Raw genomic sequence first — 22358 nt, 5'->3', positions numbered from 1 at the left:
TGGTGTGGCCAGCGTATGCGTAGTCGGAGCGGCTTACGGGGCAGTTAGACCCTGAACGGCTTGAAGGAGGTGACGGCCTCATGTCGAGGGCGAGGGTGGCGCGGCGGATCGCGGCGGGTGCGGCCTACGGCGGCGGGAGCATCGGGCTTCTCGGCGTGGCCGCGGTGGGGCTGCTGCTGACCGAGATGCAGCTGGCGAAGAGGTCGGTGGGGAACGGGACGGCACCCCTGCCGCCGGTGGCGGACGGCCTCTACGGCCGGTCCTTCGGTACGGAGGGGCCCCTGCGACTGGCCCTTCTGGGTGATTCCACGGCGGCGGGTCAGGGGGTGCGCCGCACGGGTCAGACGCCGGGCGCGCTGCTCGCCTCGGGGCTGGCGGCGGTGGCGGAGCGGCCGGTGGTCCTGCGGAACGTGGCGCTGTCGGGAGCGCGCTCGGACGACCTGGAGCGTCAGGTGTCGCTTCTCCTCGCCCGGCCGGTCGGGCCGCCGGACGTCTGCGTGATCATGATCGGCGCGAACGACGTGACGCACCGGATGCCGCCCACGGAGTCGGTGCGGCACCTCGCGGCGGCGGTGCGGCGGCTGCGGACGGCGGGCGCGGAGGTGGTGGTCGGGACCTGCCCGGACCTGGGCACGATCGAGCCGGTCTACCAGCCGCTGCGCTGGCTGGCCCGGCGGGCCTCGCGGCAGCTGGCGGCGGCGCAGACGATCGTGGTGGTGGAGCAGGGCGCGCGGACGGTGTCGCTGGGCGACCTGCTCGGCCCCGAGTTCGCGGCGAATCCGCGCGAGATGTTCGGGGTGGACAACTTCCACCCGTCGGCGGAGGGGTACGCGACGGCGGCGATGGCGGTGCTGCCGACGCTGTGCGCGTCCCTGGGCGTGTGGCCGGAAACCGACCGGCTGGAGCCCACGCGGCGGGAGAACATCCTGCCGGTGGCGAAGGCGGCGGCGGAGGCGGCGAAGGAGGCGGGCACGGAGGTCACGGGCGCGCGGGCGCCGTGGGCGCTGCTCAAGCACCGCCGGAGGCGGCGACTGCCGGTGCCTGCGGCCGGCGGACCGGAGGCAGGCTCGGAAGAGGCCCCGGAGGACGCCCGCAACCCGTGACGGAACCGCCCGGGAACGCCCGGGAACGGCTCGGGGTACAGGGAGCGGACGCGCCCGCCAGGGCGCCGTCCCGTGTTCCCACCCTCCCCCAGGGCCCCAGCCCTGCGGGACGATTGCGCACAAGGGCGCCCGGGCCGACTGAGCGCCCGCTTAGAAAAGAGGCCCGCGTCACACCGCCAGGGCGGTGACCCGTGCGGTACGTACGGGTAACTTCCCTTTCAGTCCGCTCACTCCGCACCCTCATGGAGCCGTGATGCCCGAAGCCGTGATCGTCTCGACCGCCCGCTCGCCCATCGGCCGGGCCTTCAAGGGCTCCCTGAAGGACCTGCGGCCGGACGACCTCACCGCGACCATCATCCAGGCCGCCCTGGCCAAGGTGCCGGAGCTCGACCCCCGGGACATCGACGACCTGATGCTGGGCTGTGGTCTGCCCGGCGGCGAGCAGGGCAACAACCTGGGCCGGATCGTCGCCGTGCAGATGGGCATGGACCACCTGCCGGGCTGCACGGTCACCCGCTACTGCTCCTCCTCGCTCCAGACCTCCCGCATGGCGCTGCACGCCATCAAGGCCGGCGAGGGCGACGTCTTCCTCTCGGCCGGTGTCGAGATGGTCTCCAGCTTCGCGAAGGGCAACTCGGACTCCTGGCCCGACACCCACAACCCGTACTTCGCCGAGGCCGAGGGCCGTACCGCCGAGGTCGCGGCCTCCGAGGGCTCCACGTGGCACGACCCGCGCGAGGACGGCATCGTCCCGGACGCGTACATCGCGATGGGCCAGACCGCCGAGAACCTGGCCCGCTGGAAGGGCATCAGCCGCCAGGAGATGGACGAGTTCGGCGTACGGTCGCAGAACCTCGCCGAGCAGGCCATCAAGAACGGCTTCTGGGAGCGCGAGATCACCCCGGTGACGCTCCCGGACGGCACCGTCGTCTCCGCCGACGACGGCCCGCGCGCCGGCGTCACCCTGGAGGGCGTGCAGGGCCTCAAGCCGGTCTTCCGCCCCGACGGCCTGGTCACCGCCGCCAACTGCTGCCCGCTGAACGACGGCGCCGCCGCGCTCGTGATCATGTCGGACACGAAGGCCCGCGAGCTCGGCCTGACCCCGCTCGCCCGCATCGTCTCCACCGGCGTCTCCGGCCTCTCCCCCGAGATCATGGGCCTCGGCCCGGTCGAGGCGTCGAAGCAGGCCCTCAAGCGCGCCGGCCTCACCATCGGCGACATCGACCTCGCCGAGATCAACGAGGCCTTCGCCGCCCAGGTCATCCCGTCCTACCAGGACCTGGGCCTGGACCTGGACAAGGTCAACGTCAACGGTGGCGCCATCGCCGTCGGCCACCCCTTCGGCATGACGGGCGCCCGGATCACCGGCACGCTCATCAACAGCCTCCAGTTCCACGACAAGCAGTTCGGCCTGGAGACCATGTGCGTCGGCGGCGGCCAGGGCATGGCCATGGTCATCGAGCGGCTGAGCTGAGCCGTAGCGAAGGGTAGGGGTCGCCTGAGGAACGAAGGCGGCACCTGCCCGCAGCGGTGGCGAGGCTCAGCGCGACCAAAGAAGCGAGCGGCTGAGCTGAGCCGTAGCGAAGGGTAGGGGTCGCCTGAGGAACGAAGGCGGCACCTGCCCGCAGCGGTGGCGAGGCTCAGCGCGACCAAAGAAGCGAGCGCCTGAACTAAGGCGGCGCCTGTCCTGACGGCCCGGGGCTAACCGCTCCGCGTCCGAGCCGTGACCGAATCTCCCCCAGGATGTGACCTACGTCCCGGGGGAGTTCGTTTTCCCAGGTCAGAGGCGCTTTGGGACTAAACACCCGGCCGAAATACCTGTCCAATTCGTGACGTAATGCACTGACAGCGAGCACCACCCCAGGACAAGCTGATGTAGGAAGTCGGGGGATCGACTCGGAATCGGGAGTACGTCAGTGAGCGCCATGCCTCTTGCCCTGCTGCTGACCACGGCCGCTGCCACGGCCGTGGGCGCTGCTGCCCTGCACGCCGTCCACGGTCTCCGCAAGGAGGTCACCGGCCTCCGCAGCGAGCTGGCGGCCGCCCGCGGCATCACGGTCCCCGCGGCCAGGGCCACGCCCGCCGCGGAGATACGGGCCGCGGTCGCCGAAGCGCTGGCCGAGGAGCGCGAGCGCGAGCTCGCGGAGGCCCGCGCCTTCTGGGCCGCGCAGGAGGCCCGTGACGCGGCGGACGCCCCGTCCCTGCTCGGTGGCCTCGGCGGCCCGGGCGAGGACGGCGCCTTCTTCGTCCCGCGCCAGGCCGACTTCGTGGGCCTGGAGGCGATGGCCCTGGAGGCCATGGAGGCGGAGGCGGCCGCGCTCGACGGTTCCGGCGGACTCGGCGGGCTCGACGGTGTCGACGGCCTCGGCGAGCTCGCCGACGCGCTGGACGAGTACCCCGAGGACTCCGCGGAGCTGGCCGCGGCCCGCCGCCGCCACCCCTCGCACCCGGACTTCGTGCCGGTGCAGACCCCGGTCGTCACCGACCACGAGCGGACGGTGTCCCGCCTGGAGGAGCTCGCGGACACCGGTACCGCGCTGACCGACGTGCGCCCCGGCCCGCTCGGCACCCTGGACGTGTACGTCTTCGCGGACGGCACGACGCTCTGTATGACCCCCGGGCACCGCGAGACCGCGGAGCGCCTCGCGGAGGCCCTGCGCGCCGGCCGCACCCCGGTCCTGCTCGGCGGCTCGGGCGTCTCGGGCGCCTTCGCCCTGACCTTCTCGTACGGCGACACCGACGAGGAGAACGTCTACATCCTGGCGGACCGCGTCATCGCCTCGCTGTAGCCCGCACAGCGCACAGCGGGGCGGGTGTTGACCCCCCGCAGCAAGGCGGGGGCGTGTGACCCCCGCAGCAAGGCGGCGTAGGCCCTGGAGCACCAGAGCTCCGGCGGCCTCAGAGCCCGGCGGCCTCAGAGCCCCGAGCGCTCCGCCGCCTCCCGGACCAGCCTCACGGCCTCGCCCAGGTCCCCCTCGCGGGAATCGGCCGGGGCCGTTCGCAGGATCTCCGCCAGGTCGTTCCCGGCGACGACGAGCTGGTCGGCGACGGTGAAGACCCCCGCGTCCGGCATCGTCAGCGGCTCCCGCTCCGGGTCCTCGGCGCGCTGGGCGCGCGTCGCGAGCTCCCGGGCGAGCGCGAGCCCCTCGGCCGCCGCCCCGCGCTGGAGGCGGCTCTGCGGGGCGGCCCGCAGCCGGTCGGCGAAGCGCTCGACGGCGGCGGTCAGTTCACTCGTATCACGCACCCCGCGACCCTACGCGCCGCCCGGGGACCCTGACCAACAGCCCGCCCCGCGCCTCACTTCGCGTGCCGGCCGAGGAAGTCGCGGACGAGCCCGGCGATCTCCTCGCCGTGCGTCTCCAGGGCGAAGTGCCCGGCGTCCAGGAGGTGGATCTCGGCCTCCGGCAGGTCCCGCTCGAAGGCCTCCGCGCCCGCGGGTCCGAAGATCTCGTCGCCGCGTCCCCAGGCCGCCAGGAGCGGCGGCCGGTGGGTGCGGAAGTACTCCTGGAAGGCCGGGTAGCCGTCCAGGTTGAACTGGTAGTCCCAGAAGAGCTGGAGCTGGATCTCCTTGTTGCCGGGCCGGTCCAGGCCGGCCTGGTCCAGGGTCCACGCCTCCGGGCCGATCCGGTCGAGCCGGTCCGCCGGCACCCCGTGGGTGTACTGCCACCGGGTGGCCTCGGCGGTCAGCAGCTCCCGCACCCCGGCCTCGTTCGCCTCGCGGTCCTTGGCGTGGGCGAAGAGCACGTCCCAGAAGGGCGTGAAGCCCTCCAGGTAGGCGTTTCCGCTCTGGGTGACGATCGCGGTGACCCGCTCGGGGTCGCGGGAGGCGATCCGCAGCCCGATGGGCGCCCCGTAGTCCTGGATGTAGAGCGCGAACCGGTCGACGCCGAGCTTGTCGAGCAGTCCGAGGGTGATCTCGGTGAGCTTCTCGAAGCTGTACGCGAAGTCCTCGACGGCCGGGGCGGCCGAGGCGCCGAAGCCGATGTGGTCAGGGGCGATCAGGTGGTACGAGTCGGCCAGCTCGGCCATGAGCCCGCGGTACATGTGCGAGCTGGACGGGAAGCCGTGCAGCAGGACGAGCGTGGGATTGGCCGGGTCGCCGGCCTCCCGGTAGAAGACGTCGAGCCCGTCGACGGTGACGGTGCGGGCGCGCAGGGCGAAGGCGGACATGGGAACTCCCCGTTTCGTTTTCCCGTCGGGAGAACGATCGTTCTCCCGACGCCCTGTAGGCTACGAGAACGATGGTTCTCTACGCAAGGGGTGATCGGCAGATGGACGCGGAAGCCGCCGAACTGAAGGTGCTCGACACCGCCGAGCGGCTCTTCGACGAGCGCGGGGTGCAGGCGGTCGGCATGGACGCGCTCCGCACCGCCTCCGGGGTCTCGCTCAAGCGGCTCTACCAGCTCTTCCCGTCCAAGGACGTCCTCGTCGAGGCGGTCCTGCGGCGCCGCGACGGCACCGTGCGCGACGCCCTCGCGGCACACGGCGACCGGGTCGCCGACGGCCCGTACGAGCGGGCGCTCGCGGTCTTCGACTGGCTCGGCGCCTGGTTCGCCGAGGACGGGTTCCGGGGGTGCGCGTTCATCAACACGTTCGGGGAGCTCGGCGGCGTCGCCCCGAACGTCGCCGGCCTCGCCCGCGACCACAAGGAGGCCCTGCGGGCGTACTTCGCCGCCCAGACGGACGCCCTCGGGGCCCCGCCCGCCCTCGCCGACCAGCTCGCCCTGCTCGCCAACGGGGCCATGGTCGTCGCGGGCATGACCGGCTCCCCCGAGCCCGCCGCCCAGGCGAAGGCCGCGGCCCGCGTCCTCATCGACGCCGCCGTCTGACGCGGAACGCGGAAAGGGCCCGCCCGGCACGAAGCCGGACGGGCCCTTCCCCCGAGCTCAGACGCGTCAGTCGTCGCCCTGCAGGATCGACAGCAGACGCAGCATCTCCAGGTAGATCCACACCAGGGTCATGGTGAGACCGAAGGCGGCCAGCCAGGCCTCCTCGCGCGGCGCGCCGTAGTTCACGCCGTCCTCGACCTGCTTGAAGTCGAGGGCGAGGAAGCAGGCGCCCAGGATGACGCCGATGACACCGAAGAGGATGCCGAGGCCACCGCTGCGGAAGCCCAGGCCGTCACCGCCGGCGAAGACGGCGAAGAGCAGGTTCACCACCATGAGCAGCATGAAGCCCATGGCGGCGGCCATCACGAAGCCGTAGAAGCGTCGGTTGACCCGGATCCAGCCCATCTTGTAGGCGATCAGGACGCCGGCGAAGACCGCCATCGTGCCCAGGACCGCCTGGATGACCACGCCGTCGGCGATGTACGTCGAGACGGCGGCCGAGATCACGCCGAGGAAGACACCCTCGAAGGCCGCGTAGCCCAGGATCAGCGCGGGAGACGGCTTGCGCTTGAAGGACTGCACCATCGCCAGGACGAACGCGACGATGGCGGCGCCGATGGCGATGCCGTAGGACTTGCCCAGGTTGGCCGAGTCGACCGGCAGCAGGAACCAGGACAGGACGGCGGTGACCACGACCGTGCCGAGCGTCATGGCCGTACGGCTCACGACGTCGTCGATCGTCATCACGTTGCCGCGGGCCTGCGGCGGGGCGCCGAGCGCGGCGTCCTGCGGGGCGTACGGGTTGGTGGCGTACGGGTTCGTCGCGCCCTCGGCATACGGGTTGCCGGTGGCGTACGGGTTGGTTCCGACGGCGGGGCCCCCGGCCTGCGGCTGCTGCGCGTTCACCGCGTAGCCGTTGTCGCGGCTGAACCCCCGTCGCGAGAAGACCGGGTTGCTGCTCCTCATCTCACTCCTCCATGGCAGACCGCACGGCGCGGCCTTGCGTCAAGGGTAATGGGTAGGCAAAAGAAACTCCCTAGTGCTCGGGGAGGATCTTTTCCCGGAAGATTCCGATCTTCGCCCACCCCGGAGGACCCCGCTCCGCGACGCTCGCCCTGTCAGGCACACCCCCCCTTACAAGGAGAGCCGATGACCACCGCACCGCATGACACCTGGCAGCTGCGCAACGGGACCGCGTGGGCGTTCCGCGCCGGCAGGCACCTCGCCGCGCCCGTCGTCCTGGTCGGCGACGCCGGCCAGGACCTGGAGGCGCTGGCCGCGAGCGTGGACGACGGCTCGTACTCGCTCCTCGCGGAGCTGAAGGCGCGCGGCAACGACCTGGTCCTGGTGGGACTGCCCGCCGACACCGGTCTCTCCGGTCACGGCTCGGCCGTGACGGAGGCCGTCACGCGCGCGATCGCCGAGGGATCGGGCGAGCGGCTGGCCGTCGGCGGCACCGGGCGCGGCGCCCTCGCCGCCCGCTACGGCCTGGCGAGCCTGGAGTACCAGCGGGTGGACCACCGGACCGCCGTCCTCTTCTGCCACGACGCCGCCGCGCCCGACCTGGACGAGGCGGCCGAGCTCGACCGCATGGGCGACCGGCCGCAGATGCCTCTGTTCCTGCGGCTGGTGGAGAGCGGCGTCGAGGACGGGCTGAGCGACGAGCTCGCCGACGAGACGACGACCGGCGAGGGAAGCGGGGGCGGCGCGCTGCTCTCCAAGGAGTTCGGCACCTGGCTGCTCGACCGTCTGCCGAAGGCCTGACGGAGGGACTGCGCCGGGCCCCAGGCACTCGCCTGTGGCCCGGGGTGGTGCCCGGAACCGGATTTGAACCGGTACGGCCCGAGGGCCAGCGAGGTTTAAGCTCGCCGTGTCTGCGTATTCCACCATCCGGGCGTTCCGCGAAGCTCCGCGTTGGCACAGGAGCCTATCCGGGCCCCTTCCCTCGTTCAGCGGAACATCGGCCCGATGTTGTCTTATTTTATTGACGCCTGAGGGTGCGTCAGTGCAGGTGAGGGCGTTTTCCCCCAACTGTGACGGGGGTCGCAGGCGCAAAGCCGAGCCCATCGGAATGACGAAAAGTCATCGCAGGTCTGTCACCTCGGCTCGAAGCAGCCTCTCAGGGGTGCCGTCATACCTCAGGAGGACGGACGAGGGCTCCGGTCCGACTCGAGACTGCCCCGAGAACGGGCACGTGGGCGGACGCTCCGGGCCGGAACGGTCGAGACGATGGAGGGGTTCCCGCAGCAGCCCCGCAGTGACAGGAGTCCTCCTCGTGACCACCACCCCCACCGTGTCCCGAGCCACCGCGGTGGCCGCCCGCGCCACGGATCTCTCCAAGGTCTACGGACACGGCGAGACCCAGGTGGTCGCGCTCGACCACGTCACCGTGGACTTCCGGCAGGGCGAGTTCACCGCGATCATGGGCCCGTCCGGCTCCGGCAAGTCGACCCTGATGCACTGCGTCGCCGGCCTGGACTCCTTCTCCTCCGGCTCCGTGCGCATCGGCGAGACCGAGCTCTCCACTCTCAAGGACAAGCAGCTCACCCAGCTCCGCCGCGACAAGATCGGCTTCATCTTCCAGGCCTTCAACCTGCTGCCGACGCTGACGGCCCTGGAGAACATCACGCTGCCGATGGACATCGCCGGCCGCAAGCCCGACAAGCAGTGGGTCCAGCAGGTCATCGACATGCTCGGCCTGTCCGCCCGGCTCAGCCACCGCCCCACCGAGCTCTCCGGCGGCCAGCAGCAGCGCGTGGCCGTGGCCCGTGCCCTGGCCTCCCGCCCCGAGATCATCTTCGGTGACGAGCCGACCGGAAACCTGGACTCGCGCTCGGGCGCCGAGGTCCTGGGCTTCCTCCGCAACTCGGTGCGCGAGCTGGGCCAGACCGTCGTCATGGTCACCCACGACCCGGTCGCCGCCTCCTACGCGGACCGCGTGATCTTCCTCGCCGACGGCCGGATCGTCGACGAGATGCTCCACCCGACGGCCGACGGGGTGCTCGACCGCATGAAGGCCTTCGACGCCAAGGGCCGTACGAGCTGACGCCGTAGCGCCGCGACCGGCCTCGAACCGGTCAGGCCCGCGTCCCCGTCCCTCCGTCCCGCCCCACCCTTCCTTCAGGACACACCCATGTTCCGTACCGCCCTGCGCAACGTCCTCGCGCACAAGGCGAGACTGCTGATGACCGTCCTCGCCGTGATGCTCGGCGTGGCCTTCGTCTCCGGCACCCTCGTCTTCACCGACACCCTCGGCCAGGCCTTCCGCAACCAGTCGGCCAAGAGCTACGACGACGTCGCCGTCGCCGTCGAGATGTACCCGAACGCCGAGCAGGCCCGGAAGGCCCCCGGTCTCTCCCAGAAGGACGTCGACAAGGTCGCCGGGCTCGACGGGGTCGCCTCCGTCACCCCCCGCGTCGACGGCTTCGCGGGCGTGCCCGACAAGAACGGCAAGCTGATCGGCGTCGGCTGGTCCAACAAGGGCACCAACTTCGCCCCCGGCAAGGACGGCAAGGACCGCGCGTACACCTTCACCACGGGTACGGGCCCGGTCGAGGACCGACAGGTCGCGCTCGACAAGGACACCGCGGACAAGGGCGGCTACAAGGTCGGCGACACCGTCCGCGTCGCGACCACGGGACCCGTGAAGGAGTACGAGCTCTCCGGCGTCTTCACCACCGAGGACGGCGCCGTCAACGCCGGCGGCAGCCTCGTCGTCTTCGACTCCTCCGTCGCGCAGCAGCTCTACCTGAAGCCCGGGTACTACCGGGGCCTGACCGTCACCGCCGCGCCCGGCACGAACGCCGACAAGCTCCTCGACGAGGTCCTCAAGGTCGTCCCGAAGGCCGCCACCGCGCAGACCGGCGAGGACCTCGCCGAGCAGCAGGCCAAGGACATCGAAGCCGGTCTCGGCGCGCTCAACCAGGTGCTGCTCGGCTTCGCGGGCATCGCGCTCTTCGTCGGGATCTTCCTGATCTCCAACACCTTCACCATGCTGGTCGCGCAGCGCACCAAGGAACTGGCCCTGATGCGCGCCGTCGGCGCCTCCCGCAAGCAGATCACCCGCTCCGTCCTCGCCGAGGCCGGCCTGGTCGGTCTGGTCGCCTCCGCCGTCGGCTACGTGCTCGGCATCGGCCTGGCCGTCGCCCTCCGCTCGGCCATGAGCGCCTTCGAGATGAAGGTCCCGGGCGGCGATCTGGTCCTCACCGCCACCCCGGCCGTCAGCGCGTTCGCCGTCGGCGTCCTGATCACGATGCTCGCCGCCTGGCTGCCCGGCCGCCGCGCCGCGAAGATCCCGCCGGTCGCCGCCATGAGCAGCGTCCACGCCACCGCGAGCACGAAGTCGCTCGTCGTACGGAACTCCATCGGTGCCGCGCTCACCGCGCTCGGCGCGGTCCTGATCGTGCTCGGCGCGGGCCAGGGCGGCGACGACGGCCGCATGCTCATCGCGGGTGGCGCGTTCCTCACCCTCATGGGTGTGATCGTGCTGATCCCGTTCCTGTCCCGGCCCGTGATCGCCGTGATCCGCCCGCTGTTCGTGAACCTCTTCGGGGTCTCCGGCAAGCTCGCCGGCCTCAACGCGGTCCGCAACCCGCGCCGCACCGGCGCCACCGCCTCCGCGCTCGCCATCGGCCTGACCCTCGTCACCGGCCTCTCGGTGCTCGGCGCCACGGTCGGCACGGCCCTCGACAAGGCGACGACCGACCAGGTCAAGGCCGACTACATGGTCTCGATGGCCAGTGGCAACAGCCTGAGCCAGGAGGCGCTGACCGCCCTGGAGAAGGCTCCGGGCGTCACCGCGATCTCCCCGCAGCAGGCGGGCGCGCTGGAGATCAAGGGCTCGTACGTCTCGGCCTCCGGCGTCACCCCCGGCGACATCGAGAAGGTCCTCAAGCTCAGCGTCGTGAACGGCTCGCTGAACTCCCTCGGCAAGGGCGCGATCGCCGTCGACGAGAAGACCGCCACGAAGCGCGGCCTGAAGGTCGGCGACACCGTCCCGGTCGAGTACCTCGACAAGCAGAAGGCCAAGCTGACGGTCGGCGCGGTCTTCGAGCCCAACGAGTTCCTCTCGCCGGTCCTGATCGACCACAAGCTGGTCACCGCGCACGAGGAGCGGGCGGAGATCCGTCAGATCTTCGTCTCCACCGAGGGCGGCGCCAGCGCGGCCAACGAGCGGGCCCTGGCCAAGGCCATGGGCGACAACCCCGACATCACGGTGCTGGACCACAAGGGCATCCGTGACGCCTTCGGCGGCCCGATCAACCTGCTCCTCAACATCATGTACGGCCTGCTCGGCATGGCCCTGATCATCGCGGTCCTCGGCGTCGTCAACACCCTCGCGATGTCCGTCTTCGAGCGCCAGCAGGAGATCGGCATGCTGCGGGCGATCGGCCTCGACCGGCGCCGGGTGAAGCGGATGGTCCGGCTGGAGGCCGTGGTCATCTCGGTGTTCGGCGCGGTCGTCGGCATCGGCCTCGGCTCGTTCCTCGGCTGGGCGATCGGCGAGACCATCAAGGAGCAGATCCCGGGCTACGCCCTGGTCCTGCCCTGGGACCGGATCGGGATCTTCCTGGTCCTGGCCGCCCTGGTCGGCGTCCTCGCCTCCCTGTGGCCGGCCCGGAGCGCGGCGCGGCTGAACATGCTCTCGGCCATCAAGGCCGAGTAGCCACGGATACGACTGAAGGGCCGGTCTCCCACCTGGGAGGCCGGCCCTTCGCCGTACGTGCGTCAGGCCGTCTTCTCGTTCCAGACGCGCGGCCGCAGCGCCGTCCCGCTCGTCCCCGCGAGCGGGGTCTTCACGGCGAGGAACTGGTTCACGCCGATCCGGTTGCGCTCGAAGGAGACGGCGGAGGCCGCCATGTACAGCCGCCAGATCCTCGCCCGGCCGGGCGAGGTGAGCCGGACCGCCCGGTCCCACTCCCGCTCCAGGTTGGCCACCCACCGGCGCAGCGTCAGCGCGTAGTGCTCACGGAGCGCCTCGACGTCGCGGACCTCGAAGCCGGCGTCCTCCAGGGTGGACAGCGTCCGGCCCATGGGGGCGAGTTCTCCGTCGGGGAAGACGTACGCGTCGATGAAGGGGTCGATCTCGTAGGCCTCCTCGTCGGGCTCGGGGCGGCGGGAGATCTGGTGGTTCAGGAGCCGTCCGCCGGGCTTGAGGAGCCCGTACAGCGTGTCGGCGTACTCCCGGTACTTCACGGCCCCGACGTGCTCGGCCATGCCGATCGAGGAGATCGCGTCGTACGGGCCGTCGGCGACGTCCCGGTAGTCCTGGACGCGGATCTCCACGAGGTCGGTGAGGCCCTCGTCGGCGACGCGCTTGCGGGCGTAGGCGGCCTGTTCGCGGGAGAGGGTGACGCCGACGACCCGGGCGCCGTACTCGCGGGCTGCGTGCAGGGCCATGGAGCCCCAGCCGCACCCCACGTCGAGGAGCCGGTCGCCCTCCTTCAGGTTCAGCTTGCGGGCGATGAGGTCCAGCTTGTCGCGCTGGGCGTCCTCCAGGGTCCCGTCCTCCGTCCAGTAGGCGCAGGAGTAGACCATGGACGGGCCGAGGACGATCTCGTAGAAGTCGTTGCCCACGTCGTAGTGGTGACTGATCGCCTGCTTGTCACGGCGCTTGCTGTGGCTGCTGCCGCTGCGGCCGCGCATTTCCTCGGCGGGCGGCGGCGGGGGCGGCAGGGGCCCGGCGAGCCGCAGCAGGGCGCGGGCGGCGGCGCGCAGCTTCGGGTCGCGGACGGAGTCGCGCAGGGCCGTGAGGCGGCTCCTCGTGTCCTCGGGGCGCTCCCAGAGGAGGCCCGAGATGCGGTCCAGGACCTCGTACAGGTCTCCCTCGACGTCGAGCTCCCCGGACACCCAGGCGCGGGCAAGGCCCAGTTCGCCGGGCTTCCAGATCATCCTCCGCAGGGCGCGGCGGTCGCGGACGATCAGGACGGGGGCTCCCGCCGGTCCGGCCTCACTGCCGTCCCAGGCTCGCAGACGGACCGGGAGCGGTCCTCCGAGGAGTTCCTCGGCGAGAGTCGTCAGCCGCGACGCGGCGTCGGCCATGGTGCACACCTCCGTGATCTCGTGCCCCAGAAATGCTCGTCACCAAGGGAACACCCTCTGTAGGGGTTTCCCATCCCGGCGCAGCGCAACGAGTCGGCAAAACACGCGAAGGGCCGTCCGCACCACGGATGGCGGACGGCCCTTTCGGGGTACTGCGTGTACGGCGGTGCCTTAGGAGGCCTTGGCCTTCTCCTGCGCCGGCGCGGCCGGGGCGGGGGCGGGCTTGGCGGCCTCGTAGAACTCCTCGCGCGGCGTCTCGATGGCGCCGAGCGAGACGACCTCACGCTTGAGGAACATCGCGAGGGTCCAGTCCGCGAAGACGCGGATCTTGCGGTTCCAGGTCGGCATGGCCATGCCGTGGTAGCCGCGGTGCATGTACCAGGCGAGACGGCCCTTGAGCTTGATCTTCACCTTGCCCATGACGATCATCGCGACGCCCTTGTGGAGGCCGAGGCCGGCCACGGCGCCCTTGTTGGCGTGGCTGTACTCGGCCTGCGGGAAGCCGCGCATGCCGGCCACCACGTTGTCACCGAGGACCTTCGCCTGACGCAGCGCGTGCTGGGCGTTCGGCGGGCACCAGGCGTTCGGGTTGCCGGCCTTGCGGCCGACCATGTCCGGCACCTGGGCGTTGTCGCCCGCGGCCCACGCGTAGTCGAGGCCGTTGACCTGGAGCTTCTCGTTGCAGTCCACGTGGCCGCGGGGGCCGAGCGGCAGACCGAAGCGGGAGAGCGCCGGGTTCGGCTTCACGCCGGCGGTCCACACGATCGTGTTGGAGTCGACCTCGAGGCCGTTCTTCAGCACGACGTGGCCGTCGACGCAGGAGTCCATCGAAGTCTCGAGGTAGATCTCGATACCGCGGCCCTCGAGGTGCTCCTTGCCGTACTGGCCGAGCTTGGGGCCCACCTCGGGGAGGATCTTGTCGGCCGCGTCGACCAGGACGAAGCGCATGTCCTCGCGCTTGACGTTCTGGTAGTACTTCGACGCGTCACGGGCCAGGTCCTCGACCTCGCCGATGGTCTCCGCGCCGGCGAAGCCGCCGCCCACGAAGACGAAGGTCAGCGCCCTGCGGCGGACCTCCTCGTCGGTGGTCGAGTCGGCCTTGTCGAGCTGCTCGAGGACGTGGTTGCGCAGGCCGATGGCCTCCTCGATGCCCTTCATGCCGATGCCCTGCTCGGCGAGACCGGGGATCGGGAAGGTGCGGGAGACCGCGCCCATGGCGATGACGAGGTAGTCGAAAGGCAGCTCGTACGCCTCGCCGACGAGCGGCGCGACGGTGGCGACCTTGCGGTCCTGGTCGATGGTGGTGACCCGACCGGTGAGCACCTCGGCCTTGGGGAGGACGCGTCGCAGCGGGACGACGACGTGCCTCGGCGAGATGCTGCCGGCGGCGGCTTCGGGCAGGAAGGGCTGGTAGGTCATGTACGACCGCGGGTCGACGACCGTGACGGTCGCCTCCGCGTAGCGCATCTTCTTGAGGATGCGCCGAGCTGCGTACAGGCCTACGTACCCGCCGCCTACTACGAGGATCCTGGGACGCTCCGTGGTGCTCATGGGATCGAGTATCCACCCCGTCCGAGGGGGGTGCTCGTGCGCCCCTTCACAAGGTCCTGGCACACCTCTGCTACACTCCGCCGCCCACGTGATCCATGTCATGGCGTTGCAAAGGAACCGGGGTGCGGTGGTGAACGTTGTTCACCCCTCGTGAACTGGCCTGGAGAGGCCTCGTTAACGCCGAACCACCGGGTGCGTTCACGCGATGGAAACAACGAGCGAAGAGGCCCCCGTACCTACGAAAGGGCCCTGAGACGCCCCTCGGAGGGCCCAAAGACCCCCTTCGGACCCTCTTCCGACGCCATCAGGGCCTTTTTCCTTGTGAAGAACTTCACGAACTTTCCCGACGGCATGTCGCCGGGAGGCTCGATAGATGCCCGCTATGCCACGGATAGGGCGATCCCATCGAGGATGTCGTGCTCGCTGACGACGACCTCGCTCGCTCCGACCCGCTCCACGATCTCCCTCAGGACCAGCGCACCGGCGATGATCACGTCGACCCGGCCCGGGTGGATGACGGGGATCGCGGCCCGCTCGTCGTGCGTGGAGGCGAGGAGCCGGTCGGTCACCTCGGCGACCTGAGCGGCGGAGATCCGGGAGTGGTGGATCTTCTCGGAGTCGTACTCCGTGAGCCCGAGGGCGATGGCGGCGACGGTGGTGACCGAGCCGGCGAGCCCGACGAGGGTCTCCGCCGAGCCGATCGGCACGGTCTCGGCGGCCAGGTCGAGCGCGGCCCGGACGTCGGCGCGGATCGCGGCGACCTCCTCGGCGGTCGGCGGGTCGTGCCGGACGTGCCGCTCGGTCAGCCGGACGCAGCCGATGTCGACGGAGCGGGCGGCCTCGACGTGCTTGTTGCCGGTGACGAACTCGGTCGAGCCGCCGCCGATGTCCACGACGAGGTACGTCTCCGGGCCGTGCAGCTCTCCGGTGGCGCCGGTGAAGGAGAACGCGGCCTCCTGGTCGCCGGTGATGACCTCGGGCTCGACGCCCAGGATCTCCACGACCCCGTTCACGAACTCGTCGCGGTTCTCGGCGTCGCGCGAGGCGGAGGTGGCGACGAAGCGGAGCCGCTCGGCACCCAGCTCCTTGATGACCTCGGCGTACACGCGGCAGGCCGCGAAGGTCCGCTCCAGCGCCTCGGGCGCGAGCCGGCCCGTCTTGTCGACGCCCTGCCCGAGCCGGACGATCGTCATCCGCCGGTCCAGCTCGACGAGGTCACCCGTCTCGGGGTGGACGTCGGCGACGAGGAGGCGGATGGAGTTCGTACCGCAGTCGATTCCGGCGACCCGGGTCACTCGCCCTTCTCCTCTTCCTTGTCGGCGCACGGCGTGACGCAGGCGCCCTTCGCCCACCACTCCGGCAGCATCGCGAGCGCCTCGTCGCCGAACGGGTTGACGCCCGGTCCGGCGGCCAGCGAGTGGCCGACGAGGACGTGCAGGCACTTGACCCGGTCCGGCATGCCGCCGGCGCTCGGGAAGCCCTCCAGGACGTCGATCGCGTCACGGCGGGCGATGTAGTCCTCGTGCGCGGCCCGGTAGGCGGCGGCCAGCTCCGGGTCGGTGGCGAGCCGGGCCTGCATCTCCTTCATGACCCCGTTGGCCTCGAGGGTGCCGATGGCCGAGGCCGCCCGGGGGCAGGTCAGGTAGTACGTCGTCGGGAACGGCGTGCCGTCAGGGAGCCGGGGCGCGGTCTCGACGACGTCCGGGTTGCCGCACGGGCAGCGGTGCGCGATGGCGCGCAGGCCGCGGGGCGGCCGGCCGAGCTGGAGCTCGAAGGCGGCGATGTCCTTCTCGGTGGGCTCGGTGCGTTCGGTCTGCGGAGGGGGCGTTTCCATGTTTTTTCGGTTGCCTTGCTCGTGTGTCGCGGAGGAGGGGTCAGGGACGGTCGGCGTGGTCGACGCCGTCCCAGAGGTTGTCGTACCAGGGGCGTTCCGCCGCTCCCTGGTCGGCGCGGGGCCGCTGCTCCGCGTCGGGGTCGTTCACGGTGAAGCCGGTCTCGCCGGGCCGCACGTAGTGCAGGTGCTCGCGGGCGAGCCGGCGGACGTAGGACGGGTCCTGGAGGCGGGCCTTCTCGTCCCGCAGCTCCTCGACCCGGCGTGCGGCCTCGGCCGCCCGGCGCTCCTGGTCGGCGATCTCGCCCTGCTGGGAGACGTAGCTCCGCATCGGGTAGGCGAGCGCCACGACGAGGGAGCAGACGACGAGCGCGAGGAAGGCCGCGCGGCCGGTGAGCCGGGAGCGGCGGGCCTGCCGGCGGGTCTGGGAGCGGTAGACACGGGCGGCTGTCTGCTCGCCGAGCAGTCTGATCCGGGTCGCGGTCGAGAACCGGTCCCGGTCCTTCGCGGCCATGTCGTGTCGCCTCCCCTGTTCATGCGTACGTCCCCGCACACGGTACGGGACCGAGTACGGGGACGTACGGAAGCTGCCCTACGGAGAGGCTCAGCCCTTGAAGCGCGGGAAGGCGCTGCGGCCGGCGTAGACCGCGGCGTCGTCGAGGATCTCCTCGATGCGCAGGAGCTGGTTGTACTTGGCGACGCGGTCCGAGCGGGCCGGGGCACCGGTCTTGATCTGACCGCAGTTCACGGCGACGGCGAGGTCGGCGATGGTGACGTCCTCGGTCTCGCCGGAGCGGTGGGACATCATGCACTTGAAGCCGTTGCGCTGGGCGAGCTCGACGGCGTCCAGGGTCTCGGTCAGCGAGCCGATCTGGTTGACCTTGACCAGGAGGGCGTTGGCGGTGCCCTCCTCGATGCCGCGGGCGAGGCGCTCCGGGTTGGTGACGAAGAGGTCGTCGCCGACGATCTGGACCTTGGCGCCCAGCTTGTCGGTGAGGACCTTCCAGCCGGCCCAGTCGTCCTCGTACAGCGGGTCCTCGATGGAGACCATCGGGTACGCGGAGACGAGCTCCTCGTAGTACTCGGTCATCTCGGCGGCCGAGCGGGACTTGCCCTCGAACTCGTACGTGCCGTCCTTGTAGAACTCGGACGCGGCGACGTCGAGCGCGAGCGCGACGTCGGAGCCCGGGGTGTAGCCGGCCTCCTTGATGGCCTCGATGATGAGGTCGAGGGCCGCGCGGTTCGACTCGAGGTTCGGGGCGAAGCCGCCCTCGTCGCCGAGGCCGGTGGAGAGGCCCTTGCGCTTCAGCACGCCCTTGAGCGTGTGGTAGATCTCGGCACCCCAGCGGAGGGCCTCGGAGAAGGACTCCGCGCCGATCGGGGCGATCATGAACTCCTGGATGTCCACGTTGGAGTCGGCGTGCGACCCACCGTTGAGGATGTTCATCATCGGAACGGGCAGCAGGTGCGCGTTCGGGCCGCCGAGGTAGCGGAAGAGCGGGAGGTCGGAGGCCTCGGCCGCGGCGTGCGCGACGGCGAGGGAGACGCCGAGGATGGCGTTGGCGCCGAGCGAGCCCTTGTTCTCCGTGGCGTCCAGGTCGAACATGGCCTGGTCGATCAGGCGCTGCTCGGTGGCGTCGTAGCCGACGAGCTCCGGGCCGATCTGCTCGATGACGGCGAGGACGGCCTTCTCGACACCCTTGCCCAGGTAGCGGTTCGGGTCACCGTCGCGAAGCTCGATGGCCTCGAACGCACCGGTGGAGGCGCCGGACGGAACAGCAGCACGGCCGGTGCTGCCGTCGTCGAGGCCGACCTCGACCTCGACCGTGGGGTTGCCTCGGGAGTCCAGGATTTCCCGGGCTACGACGACGTCGATGGACGGCACGAGCATCTCCTTTTTGGGATGTGACGCTGGATGTGACGCATGGCCGGTGCAGGGTCGCTCGGCCTTGCGACAAGAGCCTAACCGGCTCAGGGGGTCCGGTCGGCCGTGCGCCCGCCCCCTGGGACGAAAAAGGACCCAAGGGCATGCATCTCGGGACGAAGGACCCCAGATCTACTGGACGGTAACTACGAAGTCCTCCCCAAAGGGTCCCGGTAGACGCGGAACCCCGTATGTACGGAACCCCGGACGCACGGAACCCCGGACGCACGGAACCCCGGTCCGGCGCGCACGGGGGAGAGTGCGCCGGACCGGGGTGGTCACCGCGGGAGGGTCGTCTGGGTCGGGTGAGCCGCCGGACTCACCCGAGCCGCCGGGCTCACTTGAGGTGGAGCTGCTGGCCCACGTAGATGAGGTCGGCGTTCTCGACGACGTCCTTGTTCAGCTCGAAGAGCTTGGCCCAGCCGCCCTTGACGCCGTGCGCCTCGGCGATCTTGCTGAGGGTGTCGCCGGCGACGACCTTGTACTCGCCGTCACCCTTCTTGACCACCTTGCCGGTCGGGGTGGTGACCGTCTTCTTGGTGGCGGCCTTCGGCGCGGCGTGCTGCTGCGTCGACTGCTTCGGGGCCTGGCGCTGCTCGCTGCGGGTGGTCGGCTGCTCGGCCTTCCGCTCCTGGCGCGGCTGCTGCGTCTGCTGCTGGGGCGCGGCCTGCTGCGGCGCGCTCTCGGCGGAGCCGCCGTCGTACGAGGCGCCGGAAAGGCCCACGCCACAGGACGGCCAGGCGCCCTTGCCCTGGCCCGCGAGGACCTTCTCGGCGATGGCGATCTGCTGGGACTTCGACGCCTGGTTGGCGGTCGAGGCGTAGGCGGTGCCGCCGTACGCGGCCCAGGTGGAGGCCGAGAACTGGAGGCCGCCGTAGTAGCCGTTGCCGGTGTTGATGGCCCAGTTGCCGCCGGACTCACAGGCGGCGACGGTGTCCCACTCGGAGACCGTGGCGGCCGAGGCGGTGCCCGCGGTCATCAGCGGGGCGGCGACGGCGACACCCGTGACACCGACGAGGGTGACGACCTGGGTGGCCTTGGAGGGACGACGGTGTTTGCCCTTACCGGAAAACAGCATGGAGATTCTCCTCACCGACGCCTGTGAGGTGAGCTGTCGGGTTCGGGCCGGAAAGTTGCCCGGCCGCGTGTCCTAGCACGCGGCTTCACCCCAAGCCGGTCATCGGCCGTCTGTCTCAACGGCCGGGACCGGCACTTACCTTGGGTCCCCCACTCCTGCCTTCGGCGCTTACGCGACGACTGTTCCCATCGGCCGACGGCAGGATTCGGCGTTTCGGTCGACGGGGCCCGCGGTGGCGAGCGGTTACGACCGTAGACACAGACCCACCGGAAGTTCAAAGAGGCGTATTGCGGAAATATCGCCCCTACTTGCCTTCCGGCGGGGGGTGTTTGCGCAGGTGAGAGGTGACGGGAGCAAAGTTCGCGGACGTGACACGCCAGTTGGGGCGAAGAGACCCATGTCTCACTTACCCAGAACCGGACATACGCCCCCGAACTACCCGGCCTTCGTCTCCGCCTTCTTCTCCGAACCGATCGTCAGGTCAAGGCTCTGACCAGGGACGATGAGGTCCGGGTCGACACCCACGGTGCCGCGGTTGGCGTCGTAGAGGGCGTTCCATCCGCCGGGGAGTTCGTTCTCCTGCGCGATCTCGGACAGGTTGTCACCGGGCTGCACGGTGTACGCGCCCGAAGCACCCTGACTGTCCGTTGTGTCCGAATCCTTCATTGCGTCAGTCGTGGGCGTGGCGGCGGAGCTTTCCGCCAGCTCGTCCGTCGATGAGGCGTGTCGGCCGGATTCAGCCGAGGTGTCCGTCTTGCCGGTTTCCTCCGGGGCCGCCTCGCCCCGGTGCTTGCCGGTGCCGGGCGTGGCCGACGAGGTGTCACCTGTCGGCGTTTCGGGCGATACGGGCGTAAGGGACGCATCGGGCGTGGCCGGGGTGGTCGAGCCGCCCGTCGGCGTGGTCGGGTCCGTCGGCGTACCGGCGGTACCCGGAGCGGTCGGGGTGCCCGTGGTGGCCCCCGTCGCCGGAGCGGTCGGGGTGCCCGTGGTGGCGGGCGCGGTGGGCGTGGCGGAGGCGGTCGACCCGGTGGGGGCCTTCGACGGCGTACCGGCCTCGGCGGACCCGGTGGACCCGGCGGTCTTCTCCGCGGCCTTCTCGGCGGCCTTCTCGGCCGCGGCGGCCTCCGAGGGCGTGATCGGGACGCCCGCGGTCCGGTTCGACTCCGCCACGGGCCCGGTGGGCGCCTTCGGGGCGGCGGCCGGGCCGGGGTTGATCCCGGTGGCCCTGCCGTCGTTCGTGAGGCCGGCGATGGGCGCGCAGGTGGCCCAGTCGGTGCCGCCGGCGGCGAGCGCCTTGTCGGCGATCGCGATCTGCTGGGCGCGGCTGGCCAGGTCGGGGCTGGGCGCGTAGGCGAGGCCGCCGTTCCGCTCCCAGCTGTCCTGGGTGAACTGGAGACCGCCGTACATGCCGTTGCCGAAGTTGGCGCTCCACTGGCCGCCGGACTCGCACTCGGCGACCCGGTCCCAGGTGGCCGCGTCGGCGGCGGAGGCGGAGCCGGTGGCGAGCAGCGGCAGCGCCAGGGCGGATCCGGTCACTCCCGCGGCGACGACGATGGCGGGGGCCTGACGGGGGCGACGGTGTCGTCCGTTCCCGGAGCGCATAGGGAGGCCTTTCGCGTGACGGCTGAGACTGCCGGGAAACGTAGCGGCATTCGAACACCCATCACAAGTCGATGGCCCCCCGATCACGTAAAGATCACAGTCTTGACGATCCGTCAGTTCACCGCAGCCGTACGGAAGGGGAGAATTCCACCGGAAGCGTGCGCAATCCCCGCATGATGAGCCCTCCGCGCCACCGCAGTTCGGCCGGATCGGCCGCAAGTCGCAGGTCGGGCAGGCGAGTCAGCAGGGTGGCGAGCGCGGCCTGGCCCTCCAGCCGGGCGAGCGGCGCCCCCAGGCAGTAGTGGATGCCGTGCCCGTACCCGAGGTGCTGGCTGTCGCGCCGGGAAAGGTCCAGCGTGTCCGGGTCCGCGAACCGCTCCGGGTCCCGGTTGGCGGCGGCGAGGACCACGAGCACCGGGTCGCCCGCCGGGATCTCCTGCCCGCCGACGGTCAGCGCCTGCGTCGCGTACCGCCAGGTCGCCATCTCCACCGGCCCGTCGTACCGCAGCAGCTCCTCGACGCCCGTCTCCAGGAGCCCGGTCTCCCCCGCCGCGATCGAGGCCTGGAGCCGCTCCCGCTCCTCGGGGTGCCGGAGCAGCTGGTAGACCCCGTTGCCGATGAGGTTCACGGTCGTCTCGAAACCGGCGAAGAGAATGATGAACGCCATGGCGGCGGCCTCGTTCTCGGTGAGGTGCTCGCCGTGGTCGGAGGCCCTGATGAGCCCCGAGATGAGGTCCTCACCGGGCTCCTCGCGCTTGCGGTGGATCAGCTCCGCGAGATAGCCGCGCATCTTCTTCACCGACCGGGCGACCCCGCCGCGCGGCCCGCCGCCGTGCCGGATCATCATCCCGGCCCAGTCCCGGAAGTCGTCCTGGTCCTCCGGGGGCACGCCGAGCAGGTCGCAGATCGCGTAGATGGGGAGCGGGAACGCGAACTCGTGGATGAGGTCGGCGCTCCCCTTCTCCACGAAGTCGTCCATGAGCCGGTCGGTCAGCTCCTGCACGCGCGGCGCGAACTCCGCGACCCGGCGCGGCGTGAAGGCCTTCGAGACGAGCCGCCGCAGCCGGGTGTGGTCGGGCGGGTCGATGTTGAGCAGATGCGTCATCAGCTCGGCCTTGCGCTCGCCCGGGATCCCCGTCTTCCCCTTCGCGTGCGGGGACTCGTCGTGGTGCGCCGGGTTCTTGGAGAGACGCTGGTCGGCGAGGGCCTGGCGGGCGTCCGCGTACCGGGTCACGAGCCAGGCCTCGACCCCGCTGGGCAGCTTCGTCCGGTGCACGGGCGCGTGCTCCCGCAGCCAGGCGTAGGCGGGATACGGATCGCTGGCGAACTCCCAGGTGAAGAGCTCGGGGGCGGGGCTAGTACTCACTGTCCGACCGTACAGGGAGGCCCGGAGGAGCAC

Annotated in this window: 19 protein-coding genes, 1 tRNA gene and 1 riboswitch; of the genes, 7 read left to right on the top strand and 13 right to left on the bottom strand. The window is 71.0% G+C overall.

All coding sequences use genetic code 11. The features are described from left to right. Window positions 1–80: 80 nt before the first annotated feature. From ACZ6K0_RS33445 to ACZ6K0_RS33435, 3 genes are all read left to right on the top strand, one after another. A complete protein-coding gene (locus ACZ6K0_RS33445; RefSeq protein ID WP_376402432.1) occupies window positions 81–1103 on the top strand; it encodes an SGNH/GDSL hydrolase family protein in 1023 nt (340 codons plus the stop codon). A gap of 253 nt (window positions 1104–1356) precedes the next feature. Continuing rightward, window positions 1357–2577: an acetyl-CoA C-acetyltransferase gene (locus tag ACZ6K0_RS33440; protein ID WP_376402435.1), complete on the top strand. Its 1221-nt coding sequence runs from the start codon at window positions 1357–1359 to the stop codon at window positions 2575–2577. Window positions 2578–3019: 442 nt separating this feature from the next. Continuing rightward, window positions 3020–3892 (top strand): hypothetical protein, encoded by an 873-nt coding sequence (locus ACZ6K0_RS33435; protein ID WP_469233415.1) that lies wholly within the window; start codon window positions 3020–3022, stop codon window positions 3890–3892. A gap of 125 nt (window positions 3893–4017) precedes the next feature. Here the strand turns inward: ACZ6K0_RS33435 and ACZ6K0_RS33430 are convergent, their stop codons facing one another. Both ACZ6K0_RS33430 and ACZ6K0_RS33425 read right to left on the bottom strand, forming a co-directional pair. After that, window positions 4018–4347: a hypothetical protein gene (locus tag ACZ6K0_RS33430; protein WP_469233413.1), complete on the bottom strand. Its 330-nt coding sequence runs from the start codon at window positions 4345–4347 to the stop codon at window positions 4018–4020. Between the two features lie 53 nt (window positions 4348–4400). Beyond that, window positions 4401–5273, bottom strand: a complete 873-nt coding sequence (locus ACZ6K0_RS33425; RefSeq protein ID WP_376402444.1) for an alpha/beta fold hydrolase — start codon at window positions 5271–5273, stop codon at window positions 4401–4403. A gap of 101 nt (window positions 5274–5374) precedes the next feature. On the opposite strand from ACZ6K0_RS33425, the gene ACZ6K0_RS33420 reads away from it, so the two are divergent. Continuing rightward, on the top strand, window positions 5375–5932 hold the full coding sequence (locus ACZ6K0_RS33420; RefSeq protein ID WP_469233410.1) for a TetR/AcrR family transcriptional regulator: 558 nt from the start codon (window positions 5375–5377) through the stop codon (window positions 5930–5932). A gap of 66 nt (window positions 5933–5998) precedes the next feature. Here ACZ6K0_RS33420 and ACZ6K0_RS33415 read toward each other — a convergent pair whose 3' ends face one another. After that, window positions 5999–6898 (bottom strand): Bax inhibitor-1/YccA family protein, encoded by a 900-nt coding sequence (locus ACZ6K0_RS33415; RefSeq protein ID WP_376402450.1) that lies wholly within the window; start codon window positions 6896–6898, stop codon window positions 5999–6001. Between the two features lie 183 nt (window positions 6899–7081). On the opposite strand from ACZ6K0_RS33415, the gene ACZ6K0_RS33410 reads away from it, so the two are divergent. Further along, window positions 7082–7696 carry a hypothetical protein gene (locus ACZ6K0_RS33410; protein ID WP_469233408.1) on the top strand — a complete coding sequence of 205 codons (615 nt, stop codon included), beginning with the start codon at window positions 7082–7084 and terminating at the stop codon, window positions 7694–7696. Between the two features lie 45 nt (window positions 7697–7741). On the opposite strand, the gene ACZ6K0_RS33405 is transcribed toward ACZ6K0_RS33410, so the two are convergent. Continuing rightward, a tRNA-Leu gene (locus ACZ6K0_RS33405) sits at window positions 7742–7828 on the bottom strand. Between the two features lie 379 nt (window positions 7829–8207). On the opposite strand from ACZ6K0_RS33405, the gene ACZ6K0_RS33400 reads away from it, so the two are divergent. Together ACZ6K0_RS33400 and ACZ6K0_RS33395 are read left to right on the top strand one after the other, a co-directional pair. Next, window positions 8208–8978, top strand: coding sequence for an ABC transporter ATP-binding protein (locus ACZ6K0_RS33400; RefSeq protein WP_030315258.1), 771 nt, complete (start codon window positions 8208–8210; stop codon window positions 8976–8978). 87 nt (window positions 8979–9065) lie between these two features. Then, on the top strand, window positions 9066–11597 hold the full coding sequence (locus ACZ6K0_RS33395) for an ABC transporter permease (protein WP_376402456.1): 2532 nt from the start codon (window positions 9066–9068) through the stop codon (window positions 11595–11597). A gap of 62 nt (window positions 11598–11659) precedes the next feature. Here the strand turns inward: ACZ6K0_RS33395 and ACZ6K0_RS33390 are convergent, their stop codons facing one another. From ACZ6K0_RS33390 to ACZ6K0_RS33350, 9 genes are all read right to left on the bottom strand, one after another. Continuing rightward, window positions 11660–12973, bottom strand: coding sequence for a class I SAM-dependent methyltransferase (locus ACZ6K0_RS33390; RefSeq protein WP_469233405.1), 1314 nt, complete (start codon window positions 12971–12973; stop codon window positions 11660–11662). A gap of 171 nt (window positions 12974–13144) precedes the next feature. After that, window positions 13145–14524, bottom strand: coding sequence for an NAD(P)/FAD-dependent oxidoreductase (locus tag ACZ6K0_RS33385; protein WP_469233404.1), 1380 nt, complete (start codon window positions 14522–14524; stop codon window positions 13145–13147). A gap of 380 nt (window positions 14525–14904) precedes the next feature. Continuing rightward, window positions 14905–15819, bottom strand: a complete 915-nt coding sequence (locus ACZ6K0_RS33380) for a Ppx/GppA phosphatase family protein (protein WP_469233402.1) — start codon at window positions 15817–15819, stop codon at window positions 14905–14907. Beyond that, the gene (locus ACZ6K0_RS33375) at window positions 15816–16358 is read right to left on the bottom strand and encodes a DUF501 domain-containing protein (protein WP_376402466.1); all 543 of its coding nucleotides are present in this window, start codon (window positions 16356–16358) and stop codon (window positions 15816–15818) included. Before ACZ6K0_RS33375 ends, ACZ6K0_RS33380 begins: the two co-directional genes overlap by 4 nt. A gap of 40 nt (window positions 16359–16398) precedes the next feature. After that, the gene (locus ACZ6K0_RS33370) at window positions 16399–16869 is read right to left on the bottom strand and encodes an FtsB family cell division protein (RefSeq protein ID WP_376402469.1); all 471 of its coding nucleotides are present in this window, start codon (window positions 16867–16869) and stop codon (window positions 16399–16401) included. A gap of 90 nt (window positions 16870–16959) precedes the next feature. Then, window positions 16960–18246, bottom strand: coding sequence for a phosphopyruvate hydratase (gene eno, locus ACZ6K0_RS33365; protein ID WP_376402472.1), 1287 nt, complete (start codon window positions 18244–18246; stop codon window positions 16960–16962). Window positions 18247–18616: 370 nt separating this feature from the next. Beyond that, window positions 18617–19357, bottom strand: coding sequence for a transglycosylase family protein (locus ACZ6K0_RS33360; protein ID WP_376402475.1), 741 nt, complete (start codon window positions 19355–19357; stop codon window positions 18617–18619). A gap of 3 nt (window positions 19358–19360) precedes the next feature. Continuing rightward, window positions 19361–19534: riboswitch (cyclic di-AMP (ydaO/yuaA leader) on the bottom strand. A gap of 258 nt (window positions 19535–19792) precedes the next feature. Beyond that, a complete protein-coding gene (locus ACZ6K0_RS33355; protein WP_469233398.1) occupies window positions 19793–20893 on the bottom strand; it encodes a transglycosylase family protein in 1101 nt (366 codons plus the stop codon). A 184-nt stretch (window positions 20894–21077) separates the two neighbouring features. Beyond that, window positions 21078–22325 carry a cytochrome P450 family protein gene (locus ACZ6K0_RS33350; protein WP_376402481.1) on the bottom strand — a complete coding sequence of 416 codons (1248 nt, stop codon included), beginning with the start codon at window positions 22323–22325 and terminating at the stop codon, window positions 21078–21080. Between the last annotated feature and the right edge of the window lie 33 nt (window positions 22326–22358).

This window comes from Streptomyces sp. NPDC042346 (genome assembly GCF_055581845.1).
Note: the sequence above shows the minus strand (reverse complement) of the source record. Positions and strands in the feature narration are given on the sequence as shown.

Coding starts and splice junctions, on each gene's coding strand:
- ACZ6K0_RS33445 (WP_376402432.1), top strand. CDS start 81: ATGTCGAGGGCGAGGGTGGCGCGGCGGATCGCGGCGGGTGCGGCCTAC.
- ACZ6K0_RS33440 (WP_376402435.1), top strand. CDS start 1,357: ATGCCCGAAGCCGTGATCGTCTCGACCGCCCGCTCGCCCATCGGCCGG.
- ACZ6K0_RS33425 (WP_376402444.1), bottom strand. CDS start 5,273: ATGTCCGCCTTCGCCCTGCGCGCCCGCACCGTCACCGTCGACGGGCTC.
- ACZ6K0_RS33420 (WP_469233410.1), top strand. CDS start 5,375: ATGGACGCGGAAGCCGCCGAACTGAAGGTGCTCGACACCGCCGAGCGG.
- ACZ6K0_RS33415 (WP_376402450.1), bottom strand. CDS start 6,898: ATGAGGAGCAGCAACCCGGTCTTCTCGCGACGGGGGTTCAGCCGCGAC.
- ACZ6K0_RS33410 (WP_469233408.1), top strand. CDS start 7,082: ATGACCACCGCACCGCATGACACCTGGCAGCTGCGCAACGGGACCGCG.
- ACZ6K0_RS33395 (WP_376402456.1), top strand. CDS start 9,066: ATGTTCCGTACCGCCCTGCGCAACGTCCTCGCGCACAAGGCGAGACTG.
- ACZ6K0_RS33390 (WP_469233405.1), bottom strand. CDS start 12,973: ATGGCCGACGCCGCGTCGCGGCTGACGACTCTCGCCGAGGAACTCCTC.
- ACZ6K0_RS33385 (WP_469233404.1), bottom strand. CDS start 14,524: ATGAGCACCACGGAGCGTCCCAGGATCCTCGTAGTAGGCGGCGGGTAC.
- ACZ6K0_RS33375 (WP_376402466.1), bottom strand. CDS start 16,358: ATGGAAACGCCCCCTCCGCAGACCGAACGCACCGAGCCCACCGAGAAG.
- ACZ6K0_RS33370 (WP_376402469.1), bottom strand. CDS start 16,869: ATGGCCGCGAAGGACCGGGACCGGTTCTCGACCGCGACCCGGATCAGA.
- eno (WP_376402472.1), bottom strand. CDS start 18,246: ATGCTCGTGCCGTCCATCGACGTCGTCGTAGCCCGGGAAATCCTGGAC.
- ACZ6K0_RS33360 (WP_376402475.1), bottom strand. CDS start 19,357: ATGCTGTTTTCCGGTAAGGGCAAACACCGTCGTCCCTCCAAGGCCACC.